Below are 21,783 nucleotides of genomic sequence, written 5' to 3'. Positions count from 1 at the left end.
GATCGAGTCGGCAGTCGACCGCGCAACTGCTCCGAACAACCCCCTGGATGATCTGTATGTATCGATCACTCTACGCTGAGTGGCGCAGCGACACCCAAGGGTGAGGACCTGAAATGCCTCGAATCGAACCTTTCCCCGTCCGCGTTCCGGAGCAGGACCTGACCGATCTGCGCCTCCGGCTCGATCTCGCCCGGCTCCCCACCCCGGAGCCGGTGGAAGCGGTGCACGACCGGCATCTGGACCGCCTCGAGATCCTCGTGGACGCCTGGAGGCAGCACGACTGGCGAAGCCTGGAGCAGCGGTGGAACGCGATTCCGCACTACCGCGCGCACATCGACGGGCTCGGCATCGCGTTCTGGCACGTGCCCTCCCCGGAGCGCACCGCCGTTCCCCTGGTCCTCACGCACGGCTGGCCGGGCTCCCCGCTCGAGTTCGAAACGCTCATCGGACCGCTCACCGACCCGGTGGCCCACGGCGGTTCCGCGGACCAGGCGTTCCACCTCGTGATCCCCTCCCTGCCGGGCTTCGGGTTCAGCGACCGGCCGCTGGGCCAGGACTGGAGTCCCTGCCGGACCGCACAGGTCTGGTCGGAGCTCATGACCGCGCTCGGCTACGAGCGCTTCGCCGCGCACGGAGGCGACTGGGGCGCGTTCGTCAGCATCGAGCTCGCCCGTCTCTTCCCCGAACGCGTGATCGGCCTGCACCTGACGATGCCCCTGGCCTCCGCGACCCCCGAGGACCGCGTCAACCCCCGGGACGCGGACCGCCGCGTGTTCGACCACCACCAGCGGCACCTGGTGGACGGCTTCGGTTTCGAGCCGATCCAGAGCATCCGGCCGCAGACGCTCGCCTACTCCCTGCAGGACTCGCCGGTGGGCCTGGCCTCGTGGCTCGGCGAGAAGCTCGTCGCGTCCTCCGACACACGGCCCGAGGCCGGCGGCGGCGTGAGCGTCGAGCAGCAGGTCGACAACATCGCCCTGTACTGGCTCACCGGCACCGCCGCCTCCACGGCCCGCTGCTACCGCGAGACGAAGCGGTGGGCTCCCGGCCTCGAGGACGACGAGACCGAGTCCCAGGTGACGGTTCCCACGGCCTGCACGCTGTTCCCGGCCGAGCCCTACCCGATCGCCCGGCAGTGGGCGGAACGGCGCTTCAGCAACCTCATCCAGTGGAACGAGGTGGACCGCGGTGGTCACTTCCCGGGATGGGAACAGCCGGAACTGTTGACCGGAGAGCTCCGGCGCGCGTTCCGCAGGGTCGACCGCACCTGCCCGCGGTACTCGTGGTTCGCGCTGAACGCGTCGTGAAAGCTTCGCCACGCCGGCGTCCCCCGGCGACGTGCACAAGCGGGACACCGACGTCAGGTCAGTCATGTGAAGGGATCTCACGGTGAACGCATTTCGAGGTTGGAGGCGGTGGGTCGTGGCGCCGTTGACCGCCGCTCTCACCGTCGCATGCCTGACCGCCTCGCCGGCGAACCCCGCGAGCGGTGCGGACCCGAGCGGGCCCGCCGTTGTGCCGCCACTGCCCGAGCGGTTCACCGGTCAGGCCGTCGAGTGGACGACGTGCTATCCGGCCGAGCCCAGGTTCCAGTGCGCCACCGTCGATGCGCCGATCGACCACCTCCACCCGCTGTCGGGCTCGATGAAGATCACGTTCTCCCGGTTCCCCACGGCCGTCGCGGCCAAGCGCCGCGGTGTGCTGTTCTTCAACCCGGGCGGGCCAGGACTCAGTGGTCTGAAGAATCCGTGGTTCTGGAGCAGCAACCTACCCCGGGACGTTCTCGACCAGTACGACCTGATCGGCTTCGATCCCCGAGGCGTCGGCCGCAGCTCACCGATCAGCTGCGGGCTGGTCGGGACCGAGGCGGTGTCCGACATCCCCTACGACGCGACGAAGTTCGCGCAGCACGCGGCCGCCGCGAAATCCGTCGCGGACAAGTGCGCCGCGGCCGGTCCTACCGCCGGTCACATCTCCACCCGTGCCACCGCCAGGGACATGGATCTGATCAGGGAGTTGCTGGGAGAGGACAGGATCTCCTACTTCGGCACCTCCTACGGCACGTACCTGGGCGCCGTCTACACCCAGCTCTTCCCCCAGCGGTCCGACAGGTTCCTGTTGGACAGCAACGTGGATCCCGCGAGGGTCTGGAAGAAGGTCTACGAGGAGCGAACCGCCGCGGCCGCCCAACGCTTCACCCACTTCACGGAGTGGGCCGCGGCACGCGACACGACCTACCGCCTCGGCGACACCCCGGCGGCCGTCGAGCGCACCTTCTGGGACATGGTGGACCAACTCGAGCGCACCCCGCTCATCGTGAAGGGGGCCAGGTTCACCGAGCAGCACGCCCGTTCCACCATGAACCTCCTCTCCGCGAGGGAGCCGACGGGTGCGAACTTCCTCCTCGACCTCAGGAGGGCCCTGGCGGGCGAACCCCATCAGCTCAGCGTCCCGACCGGGGCCGGCGAGGACGACAGCTACACCTCGGCGTTGACCTCGGTCCTGTGCAACGACACGACGACCTGGCCACGAGGAGAGCAGCCGTACCTCGACGACCTCGCCCGGCTGAGGAAGCTCTACCCGATCTCGTGGGACTTCGACGCCAACATCAGGGCATGCGCCTTCTGGTCGCTTCCGCCGACCGAGCCGGACCTGACCGTGGGCAACGACGTGCCGGCGTTGCTCCTGCAGAACGAGTGGGACGCATCGACCCCGCTCGCGCCGGGTGAGGGCATGCGCCGCGCACTGCGGGCGTCGCGCCTGGTGAAGGTCGAAGGCGCGCCTGAACACGGTGTCTACAAGGCCGGCAACACCTGCGCGACCGAGATCGCGAACACCTACCTGGCCACCGGCGTGCTCCCGGCAGCCGACGTGACCTGTCCCGCAAGGGCGGCCGTGCCTGGCCGACAGCGCGAGTAGCCGTTCCAGTACGTCCCATTTTCCAGTTTCGCTTAAGAGACCATCAAGCCTTCCCCAAATGAGATGCGGCGATCGTCGTACGGTCCCTAACCTCGATCCATGAGGCTTGTGCTCTGGATCACAATCGCCGGCGCGTGTGCGCTGAGCGGTGACCACGCGCTCGCAGCCGTCATGGCGATGCTCATCGTCGGCTGCGCGACGGACCGCGTCCGTCCTTGATCAGCCCTGGTCGCTGATCGGCTGGCAGGCGGCGGAAGTCGCGGGCCACGCCCAGTTGCAGCACGCGGATCATCAGGCCGTGCGCGAGGATCCGGTGCGTGCGAGTCGTCGTTGTCTCCGGGGGAGACCCCGGCCATGTGGTGCCGGCCATCGCGTTGTGCCTGCGGTTCGCGGAGGCCGGGGACACGCCGGTCCTGCTGACCGGGGACCGCTGGGTCGGGGCGGCCCGGTCCGAGGGGATCGCGGCCTCGCGCGTCACGGGTCTGTCGTTGGGGGACCTGAAGGACGCGCCGGACCTCGGGCTCGCGTTGCACGACCAGGCGGGCGAACTGGCGATGGCGCTCGTCCCGCACCTCACCGCGCTGGAACCCGACCTGGTGGTGTGCGACGTCCTCGCGCTGGGGGCGGGCATGGCCGCCGAACTCGTCGGGGTGCCTTGGGTTCAGCTGTCGCCGCACCCGCTCTACGAGCCGTCGAGGTGGCTGCCGCCGATGGGCAGCGGGCTGGAGCCCGGCACCGGCGTGCGCGGCAGGCTGCGGGACGCGGTGCTGCGGGCGTTGACGGCGCGGTCGTTGCGGCAGGGCGCACGGCAGCGTGCCGTTGTGCGGCGGCGGATCGGGCTTCCCGGCGAGGAGCCCGGCCCGGCGGCGCGGCTGATCGCCACGTTGCCCGCACTGGAGGTGCCGCGCCCGGACTGGCCGCGCGACGCGCACGTCGTCGGGCCGTTGCTGTGGGAGGCGAGCCGGGAGGCCCTGGAGCCGCCGCCCGGTGACGCCCCACTGGTGGTGATCGCCCCGTCGACGGCGTGGACCGGGGCGCGGGGGATGGCCGAGATGACGCTGGAAGCGTTGCAGGGACGGGACTTGCGTGCCGTGGTGTCGACCTTCGCGCCCGCGCCGGCCGGGCTTCCCGGGTGGGCGCGGTCGGGGCCGGGCAAGCAGGACGAGCTGCTCGGCCAGGCGTCCGTGCTGGTGTGCGGTGGCGGGCACGGGATGCTCGTCAAGGCGTTGCGCGCCGCCGTTCCCGTCGTGGTGGTGCCCGGCGGTGGGGACCAGTGGGAGATGGCCTGCCGGGTCGCGCGGCAGGGGAGCGGCCTCGTGGTCCGGCCGTCCACTGTGGAGGGTCTGCGGAACGCCGTGACGCGGGTGCTCGACGAGCCGGGGTTCGCCCGCTCGGCGGCTCGGGCGGCCGCGACGATCGCCGATGTTCGATGTCCTGTCGAGGTGTGTCGGACTTTGTTGGGTATTGCGCGTTGAGAGCGCTCTCAGTTCAATGAGCACATGCGCGTGTCAATGACGATGCTCGTGGTGGCGGCGTTGACGATCTCAACGACCCTGCCTGCGACGGCGGGCCTCGACCCGGTGACGGAGCGGGAGGCGCTCGCGGCGGACCTCTACCCGTCCGTCGGCGCGGGCACGAACTTCCTCAACCACGCCGAGCTGCTCGGAAACGTCCCGGAGTCGGCCTGGTACGAGGCCAACATCCCGTTCGTGGACCTGCCCGACCGCGAGATCCGCGACACCTACTACTACCGCTGGCGCACTTACCGCGAGGCGCTCAAGTACACCGGCCCGAAGGACGGCTGGATCGTGTCCGAGTTCCTCGGCCCGGTCGGCTACTCGGCACCGAACGGCGGCATCGTCGCCGCGGCGGGCCACCACGTCTACGAGGGCCGCTGGCTGCGCGACCACCGCTACCTCGACGACTACGTCGACTACTGGCTGCGCGGCTCGGGCGCCGGTCCCAAGCCCGCGACCGACTTCCTCAACGAGAACACCACGGACTGGGCGCACCAGTACTCGTTCTGGGCCGCCGACGCCGTGGCCGCGCGCGCCGCGGTCGACGGCCGCCAGCGGTTCGCCACCGACCGGTTGCCCGAACTCGTGCGGCAGTGGCAGCGCTGGTCGCCGCAGTTCAACCAGGACCTCGGCCTGTACTGGCAGACCCCGGTGTGGGACGCGATGGAGTACACGGCCAGCTCCTACCAGAGCCCGGACCCCTACCACGGCGGCGACGGCTTCCGGCCGACCCTCAACGCCTACCAGTACGGCGACGCACGGACCATCGCCGAGCTCTACCGGGCCCGCGGTGACGCGAACGCGGCACGTCAGTACGACCAGGCCGCCGACGCGCTCAAGGCCAACCAGGAGAAGTGGCTCTGGGACGACGCCGGCAAGTTCTACAAGCACGTCATGCGCGACGACAACCCGAACCGCGCGAAGCTCGCCGACCGCGAGTCGATCGGTTTCGTGCCTTGGTACTTCCACATGCCCCCGGCGGCGAACAGCGCGGCGTGGGCGCAGCTCACCGACCCGCAGGGGTTCGCGGCCGTGTACGGCCCGACCACCGCGGAACGGCGCAGCCCGTGGTTCATGAAGGACGCGCTCAACGGGTGTTGCCGCTGGAACGGTCCCAGCTGGCCGTACGCCACCAGCCAGACGCTGACGGCGCTCGCGAACCTGCTGATCGACTACCCGGCCCAGTCCTACGTCGACCGCGACGACTACCTGTCCGTGCTGCGCGGCTACGCGCTGACCCAGCGCAAGAACGGCCAGCCGTACGTCGCGGAGGCCCACCACCCCGACGAGAACCGCTGGATCTACGACGGCAAGGGCCACAGCGAGGACTACAACCACTCGACGTTCAACGACAACGTCCTGTCCGGACTCCTCGGCATCCGGCCGCAGCTCGGCAACACCGTGCGGATCGCGCCGCTGGCCCCGAGTTCCTGGAGCCACTTCGCCGCCGAGAACGTGCCGTACCACGGTCACAACCTCACGGTGCTGTGGGACAGGGACGGCAGCAAGTACGGCAAGGGCGCCGGCCTGCGCGTCTGGGTCGACGGCACGCTCAAGCACACCCAGACCGGGCTCACGGCCGTGAACCTGACGATCCCCGCGCGGACCGGTGCGGACCTGCAGGAGCAGGTCGACGACTTCGCGAACGTCAGCCGCACCGGGTTCCCCACGGCCCGCGCCTCGTACAGCTACAGCGCCGACCCGCCCACCAAGGCGATCGACGGCCAGGACTTCCACCTCGACGTGCCCGGCACGCGCTGGACGTCGTACGGCAGCCCGAACGCGGCCGACTGGCTGGAGGTCGACCTCGGCGCGCCGACGACGATCTCCGATCTGCGCGTGGCGTTCTACGACGACGGCGGAGGTGTGCGCGTGCCGACGACGTTCGACCTCCAGTACTGGGACGGCCAATGGCGTGACATTCCCGGTCAGCAACGAAGTCCCGCGCAACCGGTGGCCCGCCAGGTGAACCGCGTCCTGGTGCAGCCAGCGCTGACCACGTCCCGCGTGCGGATCCTGCCGCGCCGGGCGGACGGCGGGGCCGTGGGCATCACCGCCTTCTCGTCGTGGCGGTCACCCGTCACCGGACTGACCGCCGTCGTGCCGGACGACCTCGCGATCCGCGGCGGCGCCGTCGAGACGACCACGACCCTGACGGCACAACGACTCCTGCGCGGGGTCCAGGCCGCGCTCGCCGTGCCGCCGGGCTGGACGGCCACGCCGCTCACGTCGGCGTACGCGGCACAGCTCGCGTCCGGCCAGAGCCTGGTGACCCGGTGGCGCGTCACCGCACCCGGTCTGCGGCTGGGTGAGCGGGCGCCGATCCGGTTGCTGGCAACGGCTTCCGGTGAGAGCGGTGCAAGCTCCGCGGTGGGGTCGGCGCAGAGCGTGTTCGATCCCGCCGACTACGGCAGGGTGCTCTGGGACGACACGTTCGACACCGACCGCGGCTACCGGGTGGACGGCCCGTTCGGTGAGCCGGCACCGGCGTTGGGGGTGGCGAACGGGGTGCTGACCGCGAGCGCCGGGTCGCGTGCCGGCGCGGTGCTGGCCGCGCCGGTGGCCGGGGACGCGCGCGGGACCGCCGTGGTCGTCGAACCCCGGTCGTTCGCGGGGTCGGCGCCCGAGGACAGCCTGTTCCTCGGCCAGACCGCCGGCAACCGGGACTTCGCCCTGGCCTGGTTCAACAACGCGGGCAAGGCCTCGGGGGTCGACGTGACGGTGGGCGGTGTCCGGCGCGGTGACGAGGCCACCGGCGGCTGCTGCGCGACCCTGAACTGGGCGGCGGGCGACCGGCTCGCCGTCGTGGTCGAGGGCGGTCAGCTGACCAGCTGGCAGCAGCACGACAACCGGTGGACGCTGCTGCGGGCAGCGCCGATCGGTGCTGTCGTGGACCCGGCGGTGGTCGCGGGCTGGGCACCGGGTCTCGGCCTGCGCCTGGACGCGGGCGCGCTGACGATCGACCGCTTCACGGTGCGCGCCAGGAACTAACCGCAGACGCGCTCGACCAGCACGGTCCAGCCGGTGATCAGATCGGTCACCACGGACCGCTGGTCGAGCGCGTTCTCGTCCTGGCTGCGCAGGTAGAACAGGATCGGACCCTCCAGCGCCGCCACCAGCTGCACCGCCAGCGCGCCGCTCGCCGCGTCGGCGGGGCAGGCCTCGCTCAGCAGCATCTGCACGTGGAACCGCGAAGGGCTGTCCCCGGCGGGAACCGGCTGGCCGGGGTCGAAGGACGCACGGGCCAGCACGGTGTGCCGGACGAGGAACTCGATCCGCGCCCGTCCGAACGCGACCAGCCGCTCGACCGCGGGCGCTCCCGGCCCGAGTGGCGGTGGCCCGCTCATCAGCTGCTCCTGGAAGCGCGTCTCCTCCTCGTCGAGCAACGCGAGGAAGATGCCCGCACGGGTGCGGAACCGCCGGAACACCGTGCCCTTGCCGAGCCCGGCGCGTTCGGCCAGCCCGTCCATCGTGACCTTGTCGGCGCCGAGCTCCGCGACCATCTCCCGCGCGACCTCGATCAGGTGGGCGCGGTTGCGCGCGGCGTCGGCCCGCTCCTCGCGAGGACGGCCCAGCGGCAGCGCGACAGGTTCCACGACTCCGAACGCTACCGGGCCTGTCACAAAGCGCAGCGCCACCTCGTCCCCCTGGTGACGACGTCAGAGGAGGAGCAGCGATGCGCGTGGCAGTGGCCGGAGGAACGGGTGCCGTCGGCAGGCACGTGGTGGCGGAGCTGGAACGGACCGGTCAGGACGCCGTGGTCCTGTCCCGGTCGACCGGCGTGGACCTCACCACCGGGGCCGGTCTTGCAGAGCGGCTGAAGGGGTGCGACGCGATCATCGACGTCAGCAACCGCGTGGCGTTGCGGGAGAAGGCCGCGGTCGAGTTCTTCGGCACGGTCACGCGGAACCTGCTGGACGCGGGCGTGCGGGCCGGCGTCGGCCACCTCGTCGCCTTGTCGATCGTGGGCCTCGACGAGGTCGACACGGGCTACTACAAGGGCAAGCGGAAGCAGGAGGAGCTGGTCGGCGGCGGTCCGCTGCCGTGGACGATCCTGCGCGCCACCCAGTTCCACGAGTTCGCCGAGCCGTTGCTCGACGGGCGCGGGCCGTTCGTGGTGGTGCCGAAGATGCTGTGCCGCCCGGTCGCGACCCTCGACGTGGCGGCGAGGCTCGTGGAACTGGTGGAGCGGCCGGGCGGTCTGGTGCAGCCGATCGCCGGGCCCGCGGAGTGGCGGATGGAGGAGATGGCGAAGCGGATCGCCCGGGCTCGTGGGGACCGGAAGGTGCTGATCCCCGTGCAGCTGCCCGGGCGGGTCGGCAGGGCGATGACCGGTGGGGCTCTGCTGCCGCAGGGGCCGTTCAGCGAGGCGCCTCGGACGTTCGAGGAGCACCTCGCCGACCTGGAGGCCCGCGTCAGCTCCCGGCGTTGAGCCGTTCCCGGATCTCCGCCTTCAACACCTTGCCCACCTTGGACCGCGGCAGGTCCGGCCAGATCTCCACCTGCTTCGGCGCCTTCACCCCGCCCAGCCTCTCCTTGACGAACGCGATCAACGCGGCCGGGTCGGTGTGCCCGGCGGCCCGCAGCTGGACTACGGCGGTCACCCGCTCGCCCCACTTCGGGTCCGGCAGGCCGACCACCGCGCTGTCCTGCACCGCCGGGTGCGCCTGCAACGCCTGCTCGACCTCGGCCGAGTACACGTTGAAGCCGCCCGTGATGATCATGTCCTTGGCGCGGTCGACGATGAACAGGAAGTTGTCCGCGTCGAGGTACCCGATGTCGCCGGTGTGGTGCCAGCCGTGCGCGCTCACCTCGGCCGTGGCCGCCGGGTTCTCGTGGTAGCCGGCCATCACCAGCGGCCCGCGCACGACGATCTCGCCGCGTTCGCCCACCGGCAGCAGCTCCCCGTCCGGCGCCATGATCGCGACCTGCGTGAACGGCGTCGGCCGCCCCGCCGAGGACAGGCGTTCGGTCGCGATCGAGCCGTCGGGCCGGAAGTGGTCGGCGGGGGACAGGGTGGCGATCATGTTCGGGGCCTCGGTCTGCCCGAACAGCTGGCCCATCACCGGGCCGATCCGCTGCAACGCCTCCGTCAGCCGCACCGGGGACATCGGCGCGGCGCCGTACCAGAGGCATTGCAGCGAACTCAGGTCCGTCGAGTCGAGCGCGGGGTGGTCGAGCAGGCCGTAGATCACGGTCGGCGGCAGGAACGCGTGCGTGATCCGGTGGTGCTCGATCAGCCGCAGGAACTCGCCGAGGTCCGGTGCCGGCATGATCACCGTCTCGCCGCCCCGCGACATGATCGGGAACGTGAGCACGCCCGCCGTGTGCGTGAGCGGCGCCAGCGCCAGGTAGCGGGGCCGGTGGCTGATCGGGTACCCCATCAGGGTCAGGGCGGTCGCGGTCTCCAGGTTGTGCCCGGTCAGCCGCACGCCCTTGGGGCGCCCGGTCGTGCCGCCGGTTCCGGCCAGCACGCAGAGGTCGTCGTCGGACACCTCGACCGGCTCCGGCTCGCGTCCGTGCCGCGACAGCCAGTCGGTGAAGGTGACGGCGCCCTCCACCTCGCCGTCCAGGCACACCAGCGTGGTCAGCGCGGGCAGGTCGCCGCGGATGCGCTCGACCAGCGGCGCGAACTTCGCCTGGAAGAACAGGCACCGGCACCCGAACAGGTCGAGCAGCTCCCGGTTCTCCGCCGCCTCGTTGCGCGGGTTGACCGGGCACCACACCGCCCCGGCGCGGGAGATGGCGAACACGCAGGTGAGCGCCAGCGGGTCGTTCGCGGACAGCACCGCGACCCGGTCTCCCACGGCGATCCCGCTGTCCTGCAACGCCCCCGCGACGAGCGAGGAGCGCCGCTGGACCTCGGCGTAGCTGTGGGAGACGCCGTCGAAGGTGAGACAGGGCGCGTCGCCGCCGAGCGACGCGCCCTTGTCGAGGTAGTCGCTGAGACGCATCAGCGGTGCACTTCGACGATCGGGTCGAGGACCAGACCGAACGAGCGCAGCGCGCCCAGCAGTTCCCGGTGCCCGAACGCCTGGCAGCCCGAGGCGAACCCGACGCGGCGGGGCGCGTCCTGCAACAGGTGCACGGCGGCGTGCACGTTCAGCAACGCCGTCTGCTTGTAGTTGCAGTTGCCGTGGATCACGCAGGACGCACGGCCCAGCGGGCCCGACGCGTGCACGGAGTCGAGGGAGATGTTGATCCGCGGGTTCTCGCGCGGCGGCATCTCGCTGCGCACCTGGGCCGAGAACGCGTCGACGATCTGGTACTTCTCCTCGTCCGTCTTGCCCTCCATCTCGGCGAGCGCGGCCGTGACGATCTGCGGCACACCGAGCATCAACGGCCGGTTGAACACGCCGCCGAGCGCCCGCACCGACGCGACGCGCGGATCCCTCTTGAACCACACGGGATGCGCCGTCCCGCCCCACGGCAGCGCGAGGCCCAGCTCGTGCTGGCCGGGCACGACGAGCTCGTAGAGGCCCGCGTCCGGCGGCCATTCCACGTACTCGTTCTGCTCCAGGTAGTACGCCTTCGCGAACGCCGCGTTCGTGAGGATCGTGTTCGTGGAGGCGACCGTCGGATAGCCCTTCCAGAACACCCCGATGTCCAAGGTGTCCAGTCCGGGCTGCTCCAGACAGATCTGCGCCGCGATCTCGCCGACCGTGTACATCTGCGCGATGCCGGGGGAGAGCAGCAGGCCTTCCTTCGCGAACGCGGCGCCGTACTGCGCGTCGGCGTCGATCATCCAGTCCTGCTCGCCGTTGGTGTCGGTGTAGTGCGCGCCGACGTTCAGGCTCGCCTTCACCGCCTCGTGGCCGTAGCGGGAGAACGGGCCCACGGTGTTGAGCACGACCTTCGCGCCGGTGAAGGCCTCGGTGAGCGCCTCCTCCGAGTGCTCGACCTCCGCGACGTCGTAGGAGACCGTCTCGATGCCGGGCACCGCGTCGACGGCTTCCTTGACCCTCTTGCCGTCACGGCCGACGGCGAGGAACTCGATCCCGTACTCGCGCAGGTACTCGCAGATCAGGCGTCCGGTGTAGCCGGAGGCTCCATATACGACGACAGGCTTGTCCGTAGGCACGGTCACATCCCCATTCCGCCGTCGACCGGAAGCCCCGCTCCGGAGATGAACTTCGAGGCGTCGGACGCGAGGAACACCACCGCGTCCGCCATGTCGTCGACCTGCCCGAGCCGGCCGAGCGGCGTGAGTTCCACGACGGCGCCGACGGCGGCCTCGACCGAGGGGAACAGACCCAGCTCGGCGCAGTCGACGGCCAGCTGGTTGCCCATCGTGGTGGGCGTGAGGCCGGGGTAGATGCAGTTGACGCGCACGCCGTAGCCGAGCTTGCCCGACTCCGCCGCCGCGACCCTGGTCAGCCGGTCGATGGCGGACTTGGTCGCCGAGTAGACGCTGATGCCGGGGAAGGCGATGGTCGCCGCGACCGACGCGATGCTGATGATCGAGCCGCCGTTGCCCGCCGCACCGCCGGGGCGCATCGCCCGCAGGCCGTGCTTCAGGCCGAGCGCGGTGCCCAGCACGTTGACGTCGAGCATCTTGCGGACGTCGGCGGGGACGAGCTCGGTGATCAGGCTGGTGATCTCGATGCCCGCGTTGTTCACGAGGATGTCGAGCCCGCCGATCGCGTCGACCGCCGTGCTCACCGCGGAGGCCCAGCTCTCGTCGTCGGTGACGTCCAGCGGCACGAACTCCGCCGTGGCGCCCGAGTCGCGCAGGGCTTGGGCGGTCTGCTTGCCCTCGTCCTCCAGGACGTCGCCGATCAGGACCGACGCCCCGGCGGCCGCGAGAGCCGCGGCCATGCCCGCGCCCAGACCTCGTGCACCCCCGGTGACCAGCGCTTTTCGGCCTGTCAGCTGATAACTCGTCATTGAGTCGCCTCCTCGGTGAGATGGCTCACACACTAGCTATTCCTTGACAGTCGTCAAGTTTTTCCTTGACGACTGTCCAAGATTTTTTGGACGGGTGGTCAAGCTTTGTCGCAGTGAGCGGTAGGCTGCGAGGCGTGACAGAAGTCGCTTCGCGCAAGCAGGACCGCATCGCCCGCCGGCAGGTCGACAAGTTCGACGCCCGGCGGACCGAGCTCGCCGTGGCGACGCTGCACACGCTGGCCGAGCTCGGGTACGCGCGGACGAGCCTGCGGGAGATCGCGCAGAACTCCGAGTTCTCCCACGGCGTCCTGCACTACTACTTCGAGGACAAGCGCGACCTGATCACCGAGGCGGTCCGCCAGTACGAGGTGGTCTGCGTGACGCGCTACGACGAGGTCGTGGCCCGCGCGAAGTCCGCCGAGCAGCTGCGCGACGAGTTCGTCGCGATGTTCTTCGAGACCCTGGAACAGGACGCGACGCTGCACCGCCTCTGGTACGACCTGCGCAACCAGAGCCTGTTCGACGCGTCGTTCCGCGCCGCCGTGCTGGAGATCGACGGCCACCGCGAGGCCATGGTGTGGCGCGTGGTCCACCGCTACGCCGAACTGCTCGGCGGCACGCCCGCGGCCTCGGCGTCCATGATCTACGTGACGCTCGACGGCATCTTCCAGCGCGCTCTGTTGCACCACCTCTCGGGCAACGCCGAGACCGTGGCGCGGCTGCGGGCCGAGCTGCCCGAGGCGGTCGGCCTCATGGTCACCGTCGCCGAGTAGGAGCCCTGTCGTTCGCGTATCCGAAAGCGGATACGCGACGGCAACGCCGTGTTCCCTTGACTGGGCGCATGGCAACAGGCATCACGATCTACGGGTGCGGGCAGGACGAGGCCGCGCTGTTCCGGGACAGGGCGCCCCGCTGCGGGGTGACGCCGACGATCACCGGCGCGGCGGTGTCCGAGGCGAACGTCGGCCTGGCGTCCGGGAACCGGTGCGTCAGCGTCGGCCACCGGACCCCTGTGACCGCTTCGGCGCTCGTCGGGCTCAGCCAGGTCGGCGTGCGGTACCTCTCGACCCGCAGCGCGGGCTTCGACCACGTCGACGTCGAGTGCGCCGAGAGCCTCGGCATCACCGTCGGCACCACGGCCTACTCGCCGGACGGCGTCGCCGACTACACCGTCATGTTGATCCTCATGGCCGTGCGCGGCATGAAGTCGTTGCTGCGGAGGGCCGACCGGTACGACTACCGGCTGAACCCGGTGCGCGGCAGGGAGCTGCGCGACCTGACGATCGGCGTGGTCGGGACCGGGCGGATCGGCGTCGCGGTCCTGGACCGGTTGCGCGGCTTCGGGTGCGGCGTGCTGGCGTTCGACAGCCGGCCGCGCGACTCGGCGGACCACGTACCGCTGGACGAACTGCTGCGGGTCAGCGACGTCGTCACGCTGCACACGCCGTTGAACTCGGGAACGCACCACCTCCTCGACCGCGCCCGCATCGGGTCGATGAAGAGCGGTGCGGTCGTCGTCAACACCGGTCGTGGTGCGCTCGTCGACACCTCGGCGCTGGTCGAGGCGCTGGAGGGCGGCAGGCTCGGCGGTGCGGCGCTGGACGTGCTCGAAGGTGAAGAAGGGATCTTCTACACCGACTGCCGCGCAAGGAAATTCGACGACGAACCGGTGCGGCGGCTGCAGGAGATGCCGAACGTGGTCGTCAGCCCGCACACCGCCTACTACACCGACCACGCGCTGAGCGACGTCGTCGAGAACACGCTCATCGACTGCTTGAGCTTCGAGAACCGGGGGACGGCATGACCGAGGTGAGGATCGGGATCATCTTCGGCGGGGCGTTCGAGGAACATCCCGTGTCGGTGAAGTCCGCGCGGGAGGTCGCGCGGCACCTCGACACCACGAGGTACGACCTGTACTGGATCAAGATCACCCGCGGCGGCGACTGGAGGCTGTGCACGGGGCCCGACGCCGGGGACGGCCGCCCGGTCGTGCTGTCGCCGGAGGGGCTGCTCGTCCTGGACGGCGGCCGGTTCGAGGTGGTCGAGCTGGACGTCGTGTTCCCGGTCCTGCACGGCAGGCTGGGCGAGGACGGCGCGGTGCAGGGACTGCTGGAGCTGTGCGGCATCCCGTACATCGGTTGCGACGTGCAGAGCTCGGCGCTGTGCATGGACAAGGCACTCACCTACGTCGTCGCGCGCGGTGCCGGGGTCGCGACACCGAACTTCTGGACCGAGGTCCCCGCGGACCCGGCGTACCCGGTCTTCGTGAAACCGGCCCGGTCGGGGTCGTCGTTCGGCGTGACGAAGGTGTCCGCGGAGCACGAGCTCGGCGTCGCCCTGGAGGTGGCCCGCCAGTACGACTTGAAGGTCCTGGTCGAGGAAGCCGTGGTGGGCAGCGAGATCGGCTGTGCGGTGCTCGGCAACGGTGACGACCTCGTCGTCGGCGAGCTGGACAGGGTCGCGCTGACCCACGGGTTCTTCCGGATCCACCAGGAGGCGACGCCCGAGACCGGTTCGGAGAACTCGGCCTTCGTCGTGCCCGCGGACATCCCGGCGGAGTCGCGCGACCTCGTCCGGGAGACCGCGAAGACCGTCTACCGCGCGCTGGGGTGCTCGGGCCTGGCGCGGGTCGACCTGTTCCTGACACCGCGGGGGGAAGTGGTGCTGAACGAGGTGAACACCATGCCGGGCCTCACCTCGTACAGCCGCTACCCGAGGATGATGGCGGCCGCCGGGCTGCGCTTGGCCGACGTGATCGACCGGCTGGTGTCGTTGGCGCTGACGGGAAAGCTCAGGTGAACGCCGACTTCGCGTTCGTGGACGTGCCGGGGATCCGCTGGGACGCCAAGTACGCCACGTGGGACAACTTCACCGGCAAGCCCGTCGACGGCTACCTGGTCAACCGCGTCGCCGGCACTCGCGCGCTGGTGAACGCCCTCGAAATGGCGCAGGAGAAGGCCGAGTCGCTCGGCTTCGGCCTGCTGCTGTGGGACGGCTACCGCCCGCAACGCGCCGTCGACCGCTTCGTGCGCTGGGCCGCGGAACCCGACGACGCCCGGACCAAGGCCCGGTTCCACCCGCGCATCAGCAGGGCCGAGATGTTCTCACTGGGGTACGTGGCGGCCAGGTCCGGGCACAGCCGCGGCAGCACCGTCGACCTCACGCTCTACTGTTCGGCGACTGACGAGCTCGTGCCGATGGGCGGCGGCCACGACCTGATGGACCCGCTCTCGCACCACGGCGCCGCCGGGATCGGCGAGGCGGAGACGGCGAACCGGCAGCACCTTTGCTCGATCATGGAGGCGTGCGGGTTCCAGCGCTACGACAGCGAGTGGTGGCACTACACGTTGGTCGACGAGCCGTACCCGGACACCTACTTCGACTTCCCGGTCGCCTGAACGAGGTCGGAGACGACGTTGCCCTGCTCGTCGAGCACGCGGATGCCCGGCACGTCCTGCGCGTCCACCGAGATCACGATGCGCGGCCTGCCCTTCGAGTCGTTCAACGCGAGCACCGCGCCGTCCGCCGTCGACCAGACCAGCTCGACCCTCGTGGGCGTCGGCGGCGTCTGCTCGACGGGCAGGCTCGGGTCGGGCATCTGCTTGAAGAACAGGGCGGTCGCGCCGTGCTCGCCCTGCCAGCGGGTGGCGAGGGTGAGCGCCTGCGCGTTGGCGTAGTCCAGCGAGAGGCTGGCCTCCGACGCGCCCGCGACGATGCCGCCGCGTTCGGAGCCGTTCTCGTCGTTGAAGACGAGGTACGTGCCGTGCTCAGGTCCCTGGCGCTGCTCGGCGGGGATCACCTTGCCGCCGATGAGGATCGGGGGCCGCCGCGTGTCTGCGAGCAGCCGTTGCCTGCCCCTGTTGTCGCGCACTGTGAACGAGTGGTGGTTCGCGGTCGTTTCGGCGGCGTGGGCGGGCACGGCGACCGCACTCGCGGCGGCGGCGAGGGCGGCACCGCGCAGGGCGGTGCGCCGGGACAGGGGTGAGGTCATGCGGGCAGTCAACCGGTGATCGCCGTGATGATCACTGGGGCGGACCGGAGTCGTCGTGGTGGGGCTCGCCCTACGGCGCCGGGTGCAGGCCCGGTCCCGGTTCGGCGCTCGGGGCGATGGGGGTGGGGCTGAGCGCGGTGTCGTCCTCACCGTCCTCGAGCAGCGTGGCGGCGGCACCGACGACGCGCACGTCCGGCGTGCCGACCACGTCGGGATCCTTGTCGTCGTAGTCGAAGCGTGCCAGAACACTGCGCATGGCCTCGATGCGGGCTCGCTTCTTGTCGTTGCTCTTGACGACCGTCCACGGCGCGATCTCCGTGTCCGTGGAACGCAGCATCGCGACCTTGGCCTCGGTGTAGTCGTCCCAGCGGTCGAGCGACTTGATGTCGTTGGGGCTGAGCTTCCACTGGCGCACCGGGTCGATCTGCCGGATGACGAACCGGGTGCGCTGTTCGTTGCGGGACACGGAGAACCACAGCTTCACCAGCAGCACGCCGTCCTCGACGAGCATGCGCTCGAACTGCGGGGCCTGCTTCATGAACAGGTCGTACTCGGCCTGCGTGCAGTAGCCCATGACGTGCTCGACCACGGCCCGGTTGTACCAGGACCGGTCGAACAGCACGATCTCCCCGGCCGTCGGCAACTCGCGGACGTAGCGCTGGAAGTACCACTCGCCGCGCTCCCGCTCGGTGGGCTTGTCGAGCGCCACCGTGCGCGCGCCGCGGGGGTCGAGGTTCTCGGTGAACCGCTTGATGGTGCCGCCCTTGCCGGCGGCGTCCCGGCCCTCGAAGAGGATCACGATCCGCTGCCCGGTCTCGGCGACCCAGTGCTGCAGCTTGAGCAACTCGATCTGCAGCAACCGCTTGAGCCGCTCGTACTCGGGCCGCGCCATCCGTTCGGTGAAGGGGTAGTTCTCCTGCCACGTCAGCACTTCGCGGCCGTCGGCGTCACGGAGAACGGGCTCGTCGGCGTCGGGGAACTCCGCCGTGTAGCCCTCGACTAAGAGGTCCGCGGGGTCAACAGTCACGTCGGTCACGAAAACGTACATACCCGACGTAACGAGACCGAAAACTACGCCGAACGCGAGGCCGCGGCGCGGCCGGCGCGGGCAGGTCCGCCGGGCTCTGTCGTGCCGTTCCCGGCCCTGCCCCGACGGCATCGGCGGCGAGCTGTCATCCGAACTCGCGGGCGGGCGTCGCGCCGTCGATCCCGTTGTCGCCGAAACGCGCCGGGCCTCGCCGAAACCCGCCGGGCCTCACCGAAAGGCGCCGGGCCTCGCTGAACAGCACCGAACCCCGCTGGGTCTTGCCGAACCCGACTGAACCCCGCCGACGACGCTCATTCACCCCCCAGCCACCACCACACCGCACGCTCCCGCCGGACCGGGGCGCCGTCCGATCAGTCCCGTGTGGACGTCGCCGCCGCGATCAGCGCGATCAGCTGCCGCCGGAAGTGGTCGTAGTCCTCCACGGCGCCCAGCAGCGTGTCGGACTCGCGCTCCTCGCGGCGGGCGGCGGCGAGGGCGCGGCGGCCCGCCGGGGTGATCTTCACCGAGGTGCGCCTGCGGTCCTTGGGGTCCTGGCTGCGCACGACGTGGCCGCCGCGGTCGAGGTGCTCGATCGTGCGGCTCATGGTCTGGTCGGTGACGCGGCTGAGCACGGCCAGTTCCCGTTGCGAGCGCGGGCCCTCTGCCAGGTGGTGCAGGGTGATCATGCCGGCGTGGGTGAGGCCGCGGGTCGCCAGGAAGTCCTCGAAGCGCTTCTCGACGACGCGGGCCGCGACCGAGAGGAGCCTGCCCGTGGGCCAGGAGGCGACGTCCGCGCCCACCTGGTCCGGGCGGTCGGCCACCGCCAGCTCGTCTCCCTCGGCCACGGTCCCATCATCCCAGACCCACCCCGTCACCCCACGTCGGCACCGAAGGGCATGCCGGTCACCGGCGTGTCGCCGCTGATCGCCGCCGCGATGGCCGCGGCCGCGGGCGGGTAGGCCAGCTCGCCCAGGCCGCCGAGCGGGGCGGTCGACGGCACGATCGTCACGTCGACGTCCGGGGTCTGGCCGATGCGCGCCCACCGGTAGTCGCCGAACGAGGACTGCGCGACCTGTCCTTCCCGGACGGTGATCTGCGCGCCGAGCACCGTTGACAGCGCGTCGACCACGCACCCCTCCACCTGGGCGCGGACGCCGGACGGGTGCAGCGCCACGCCCACGTCCACGGCCGCGTGCACGCGCAGCACCCGGCGGGACGACGGCTCGGCGACGGCGATCACCGCGATCGCGGATCCGTACTCCTCCAGGCAGGCCACGCCGCGGGCCGTGCCGGGAGCCGGTGGCCTGCTCCACCGGGCGCGCTCGGCGACTTTGTCGAGCACCTGGTGCAGCCGCGAGCCCGCGGGCAGCAGGGACCTGCGCAACGCGACCTGGTCCAGGCCGGACCGCCTGCCGATCTCGCTGAGGAAGTTCTCCTCGGCGTACACGAACTGCCCCGCGTAGACGGACCGCCAGAACCCGGTGCGCAGGGGAGCGGGTCGTACCGCGACCGTGACGTCGCCGGGCACGGAGTAGGGGAAGTGGTCGCCGCTCGCCTTGATCAGGGCCGGGTTCGAGAAGATCGGCAGGACCGTCAACGGCCAGGTGACGACCTCGTGCGCCCTCCGGATGGGCAGACCATCCGGACCGATCTCCGCGGACAGCCGGTGCACCGACATCGGCCGGTAGGAGTCGTTGCGCATGTCGTCGGCGCGGGTCCACAGCACCTGCACGGGCGCTCCGGCCCTCCGCGAGCACGCCACGGCCTCCAGCACGGGGTCGGGCTCGATGCGCCGCCCGAACGCGCCGCCGGACGCCGTCGTCTCCACCCGCACAGAGCTGGCGGGCAGGCCGAGCTGGCGGGCCAGCTGGGTGCGCAGCGAACCGGGGTCCTGCGTCGGAGCCCAGATGGTCACGCCATCTGGACGGACGTGCGCGGTGGCGTTCATCGGTTCCATCGGCGCGTGCGCGAGCAACGGCATCTCGAACACCCGTTGCAGCCCGTCGACGGGGCTCTGCGCGGGCAACGCCGCCCTCAGGTCCGCGAGCCAGGCGCGGCTGTCCGCGGTGGGGGTGCCGCCACGCCACGTGACCCGCAACGCGTCGCGTCCGCGCAACGCCTGGTGGGTCGACCTCGCGATCACCGCCACACCGCCCTGCCCCTCGGCGGGCGCGATCAGCGGCAGCACGTCGACGACTCCGGGCAGCGCACGGGTGGCCGCGTCGTCGATCGTGTCGGGCACCGCGCCGATCCACGGCGGCCGCGCGACGACCGCGACCAGACCGCCGGGCGGTCGCGAGTCGATGCCGTACCTCGTGCGGCCGGTCGTGATCGCGCGGGCGTCCACTCGTCCGCCGCGGGTCTTGCCGAGCAGCCGCCACCGGTCCTGCGGGGTGAGCTCGACGGGCACGGTGGCGGGGTCGAGTGCGGCCGCGGCGCGCACGAGCGAACGGTAGGGAGCCCGTCCCCGGCGCGGGTGGTGGACGGCGCCGTCGCGCGCCGTGCACTCGGCGACCGGCACGCGCCAACGCTCCGCGGCGGCCGTCACGAGCAGGCAGCGCGCGGTCGCGGCGGCGGTGCGGATCGGGGTGGAGAGCTGCCGCACCGAGGTCGAGTTGGCCACGCCCTGCGCGCCGAAGCGTTCGGTGTCGCCGTGCGCCTGCTCCAGGGCGACGTCGCCGGGATCCACGGCCAGCTCCTCGGCGACCATCAGCGCGACCACCGTGCGCACGCCCTGGCCGGTGTCCGGACGCGGCACGGTCGCCGTGATCCGGCCCGCGGCGTCCATCCGCACGAAGACGTTCGGCACGAACCCCTCGGCGGCGAGCGCGGGCACCGGCACCGCGACCACCAGCGCTCCGATCCCCGCGCCGCGCAGCAACGTCCGCCTGCTGATCACCGTTCCTCCCTCATGATCCGGCTCGCCCGGCGCACGGCCGCGCGGATGCGGGGATAGGTGCCGCACCGGCACACGTTGTCCCGCAGGGCCTCCTCGATCGCCGCGTCGTCGGGGTCCGGGTCGCGGGCGAGCAGCGCCGCCGCGGCCATGACCTGGCCGGGCTGGCAGTAGCCGCACTGCGCCACGTCGAGCTCCCGCCACGCCCGCTGCACCGGGTGGTTCCCGTCGCGGGACAACCCCTCGATCGTCGTGATCGGGGTCTTCGCGCCGTCGGCCGCCGTACGCACGCAGGGGCGTGCGGCCTGACCGTCCACATGGGACGTGCAGGCGCCGCACAGGCCGACCCCGCACCCGTACTTGACCCCCGTCAGCCCCAGTTCGTCGCGCAACACCCACAGCAGGGGAGTGTCGCCCTCGACGTCGACCTCGTGCCGTTCACCGTTGACGCGCAACAGATATCGGGCCACCGCAATGCCTCCTGATTTGTTCAGTGCGCTGAACGTATCACGACGAACCGTGCATAATGCTCAGCATGCTGAACGAACTGAGGCGGTCCCGTCACGGCGTGGTCGTCTGGGGTGTGGTCGCGAGCGCGCTGCTCACCGGCCTGGTCTGGCTGCTGGGTCAGCGGCTGCACGGCGTAGTGCTGCTGCCCGATCAGGGGGCCTCCTGGTACTACTGGAAGCTGCCGGACCCCACCTTCTGGACCAGGGCGTCCGCCTGGGTGGGCTACGCCGCGCACCAGCTCGTGTCGTGGGGCCTGATCTACTACGCCCAGACGCGGATCCGGCGCTACACCACCGGCCTGCACCGCCTCAACGTCGTGGCGCTCGCCGCGAACGGCGGGTTCATCGCGCTGCACGCCCTGCAGACCCAGCTCTTCTACGACGGCCTGGCCCAGGACGTGTCGATCTTCAGCTCGCAGGGCTCGGTGGTCCTGCTGCTGGTCGTCGTCCTGCTGATGGAGAACCGCCGCCGCGGCCTGGTCCTGACCTGGTCCGCGCCGATCTCCGCGCAGGTCGTCGACTTCGCGCGCCGCTACCACGGCTACCTGTTCAGCTGGGCCGCGATCTACACGTTCTGGTACCACCCGATGGAGTCCTCGAGTGGCCACCTCATCGGGTTCTTCTACATGTTCCTGCTGCTCGTGCAGAGCAGTCTGATGTTCACGACATCCCACACGAACCGCTGGTGGACGCTGACCCTCGAACTGCTCGTGGCGGTGCACGGCACGCTCGTCGCCGTGATGAACTCCGGGCCGAACGGCATGTGGCCGATGTTCTTCTTCGGGTTCGTCGCGATCTTCGTGCTCACCCAGATGCACGGCGTCGGTCTGAGCACCACCACGCGGTGGTGGATCGGCGGCACGTTCGTGGTGGCCGCGCTCGCGGTCTACTCCTGGCGCGGGCTCGGCAGGATCGACGAGGTGGTGCGGATCCCGTTGATCGAGTACCTGCTGGTGGGAGTGCTCGCCGTGCTGATCTGGGCGGGGCTGAGGCTGGCTCGCGTGGGACGGTCGTGACCGGCGCGGGTCACCGCCCGC

General features: G+C 70.9%; 19 protein-coding genes. 10 read left to right on the top strand and 9 right to left on the bottom strand.

Annotated features, from left to right (window positions below; genetic code table 11):
• Positions 1–113 precede the first annotated feature (113 nt).
• The 4 genes from BMY74_RS37280 to BMY74_RS37265 all read left to right on the top strand — a co-directional run bounded on the left by BMY74_RS37280 (position 114) and on the right by BMY74_RS37265 (position 7,427).
• Positions 114–1,307, top strand: coding sequence for an epoxide hydrolase family protein (locus tag BMY74_RS37280; protein WP_089924674.1), 1,194 nt, complete (start codon positions 114–116; stop codon positions 1,305–1,307).
• 115 nt (positions 1,308–1,422) lie between these two features.
• A complete protein-coding gene (locus BMY74_RS37275) occupies positions 1,423–2,919 on the top strand; it encodes an alpha/beta hydrolase (protein ID WP_089924671.1) in 1,497 nt (498 codons plus the stop codon).
• Between the two features lie 317 nt (positions 2,920–3,236).
• Positions 3,237–4,394 (top strand): glycosyltransferase, encoded by a 1,158-nt coding sequence (locus tag BMY74_RS37270; RefSeq protein ID WP_089924668.1) that lies wholly within the window; start codon positions 3,237–3,239, stop codon positions 4,392–4,394.
• 24 nt (positions 4,395–4,418) lie between these two features.
• The gene (locus BMY74_RS37265; protein ID WP_245786578.1) at positions 4,419–7,427 is read left to right on the top strand and encodes an MGH1-like glycoside hydrolase domain-containing protein; all 3,009 of its coding nucleotides are present in this window, start codon (positions 4,419–4,421) and stop codon (positions 7,425–7,427) included.
• On the opposite strand, the gene BMY74_RS37260 is transcribed toward BMY74_RS37265, so the two are convergent.
• On the bottom strand, positions 7,424–8,032 hold the full coding sequence (locus BMY74_RS37260; protein ID WP_089924663.1) for a TetR/AcrR family transcriptional regulator: 609 nt from the start codon (positions 8,030–8,032) through the stop codon (positions 7,424–7,426). The two genes, BMY74_RS37265 and BMY74_RS37260, sit on opposite strands and share 4 nt — an antisense overlap.
• An 80-nt stretch (positions 8,033–8,112) precedes the next feature.
• Here BMY74_RS37260 and BMY74_RS37255 point away from each other — a divergent pair, with 80 nt between their 5' ends.
• Complete coding sequence (locus BMY74_RS37255) at positions 8,113–8,868, top strand: SDR family oxidoreductase (protein WP_089924661.1); 756 nt, start codon at positions 8,113–8,115, stop codon at positions 8,866–8,868.
• Here the strand turns inward: BMY74_RS37255 and BMY74_RS37250 are convergent.
• Genes BMY74_RS37250 through BMY74_RS37240 form a run of 3 tightly spaced genes read right to left on the bottom strand, consistent with a single transcriptional unit; the run spans position 8,852 to position 12,323 of the window.
• A complete protein-coding gene (locus BMY74_RS37250; protein ID WP_089924658.1) occupies positions 8,852–10,390 on the bottom strand; it encodes an acyl-CoA synthetase in 1,539 nt (512 codons plus the stop codon). The two genes, BMY74_RS37255 and BMY74_RS37250, sit on opposite strands and share 17 nt — an antisense overlap.
• Positions 10,390–11,517 (bottom strand): DUF5938 domain-containing protein, encoded by a 1,128-nt coding sequence (locus tag BMY74_RS37245; protein WP_089924928.1) that lies wholly within the window; start codon positions 11,515–11,517, stop codon positions 10,390–10,392. Before BMY74_RS37245 ends, BMY74_RS37250 begins: the two co-directional genes overlap by 1 nt.
• A 2-nt stretch (positions 11,518–11,519) precedes the next feature.
• Positions 11,520–12,323: an SDR family NAD(P)-dependent oxidoreductase gene (locus BMY74_RS37240; protein ID WP_089924655.1), complete on the bottom strand. Its 804-nt coding sequence runs from the start codon at positions 12,321–12,323 to the stop codon at positions 11,520–11,522.
• A gap of 134 nt (positions 12,324–12,457) precedes the next feature.
• Here BMY74_RS37240 and BMY74_RS37235 point away from each other — a divergent pair, with 134 nt between their 5' ends.
• The 4 genes from BMY74_RS37235 (at position 12,458) to vanX (ending at position 15,721) form a co-directional block, all read left to right on the top strand.
• A complete protein-coding gene (locus tag BMY74_RS37235) occupies positions 12,458–13,096 on the top strand; it encodes a TetR/AcrR family transcriptional regulator (RefSeq protein ID WP_089924652.1) in 639 nt (212 codons plus the stop codon).
• A gap of 68 nt (positions 13,097–13,164) precedes the next feature.
• Positions 13,165–14,127 (top strand): NAD(P)-dependent oxidoreductase, encoded by a 963-nt coding sequence (locus tag BMY74_RS37230; RefSeq protein WP_089924650.1) that lies wholly within the window; start codon positions 13,165–13,167, stop codon positions 14,125–14,127.
• Positions 14,124–15,122, top strand: a complete 999-nt coding sequence (locus tag BMY74_RS37225) for a D-alanine--D-alanine ligase family protein (protein WP_089924647.1) — start codon at positions 14,124–14,126, stop codon at positions 15,120–15,122. Before BMY74_RS37230 ends, BMY74_RS37225 begins: the two co-directional genes overlap by 4 nt.
• Positions 15,119–15,721 carry a D-Ala-D-Ala dipeptidase VanX gene (gene vanX, locus BMY74_RS37220; protein ID WP_089924644.1) on the top strand — a complete coding sequence of 201 codons (603 nt, stop codon included), beginning with the start codon at positions 15,119–15,121 and terminating at the stop codon, positions 15,719–15,721. The genes BMY74_RS37225 and vanX overlap by 4 nt, the downstream gene beginning before the upstream one ends.
• Here the strand turns inward: vanX and BMY74_RS37215 are convergent.
• The 5 genes from BMY74_RS37215 to BMY74_RS37195 all read right to left on the bottom strand — a co-directional run bounded on the left by BMY74_RS37215 (position 15,697) and on the right by BMY74_RS37195 (position 20,707).
• Positions 15,697–16,314 carry a hypothetical protein gene (locus BMY74_RS37215; RefSeq protein ID WP_089924641.1) on the bottom strand — a complete coding sequence of 206 codons (618 nt, stop codon included), beginning with the start codon at positions 16,312–16,314 and terminating at the stop codon, positions 15,697–15,699. The two genes, vanX and BMY74_RS37215, sit on opposite strands and share 25 nt — an antisense overlap.
• A gap of 70 nt (positions 16,315–16,384) precedes the next feature.
• Complete coding sequence (gene ppk2, locus BMY74_RS37210; protein ID WP_245786577.1) at positions 16,385–17,341, bottom strand: polyphosphate kinase 2; 957 nt, start codon at positions 17,339–17,341, stop codon at positions 16,385–16,387.
• 371 nt (positions 17,342–17,712) lie between these two features.
• Positions 17,713–18,186, bottom strand: coding sequence for a MarR family winged helix-turn-helix transcriptional regulator (locus BMY74_RS37205; RefSeq protein WP_245786576.1), 474 nt, complete (start codon positions 18,184–18,186; stop codon positions 17,713–17,715).
• Between the two features lie 26 nt (positions 18,187–18,212).
• Positions 18,213–20,240: a xanthine dehydrogenase family protein molybdopterin-binding subunit gene (locus BMY74_RS37200; protein WP_177230111.1), complete on the bottom strand. Its 2,028-nt coding sequence runs from the start codon at positions 20,238–20,240 to the stop codon at positions 18,213–18,215.
• Positions 20,237–20,707: a (2Fe-2S)-binding protein gene (locus BMY74_RS37195; RefSeq protein ID WP_089924920.1), complete on the bottom strand. Its 471-nt coding sequence runs from the start codon at positions 20,705–20,707 to the stop codon at positions 20,237–20,239. The genes BMY74_RS37200 and BMY74_RS37195 overlap by 4 nt, the downstream gene beginning before the upstream one ends.
• A 65-nt stretch (positions 20,708–20,772) precedes the next feature.
• Between BMY74_RS37195 and BMY74_RS37190 the strand changes: the two genes are divergently transcribed.
• Positions 20,773–21,762, top strand: a complete 990-nt coding sequence (locus BMY74_RS37190) for a hypothetical protein (protein WP_218159867.1) — start codon at positions 20,773–20,775, stop codon at positions 21,760–21,762.
• The last annotated feature ends 21 nt before the right edge of the window (positions 21,763–21,783 follow it).

This window comes from Lentzea albida, from assembly GCF_900111005.1.
In the GTDB taxonomy this organism is placed as follows: Bacteria; Actinomycetota; Actinomycetes; order Mycobacteriales; family Pseudonocardiaceae; genus Lentzea; species Lentzea albida.
Note: the sequence above shows the minus strand (reverse complement) of the source record. Positions and strands in the feature narration are given on the sequence as shown.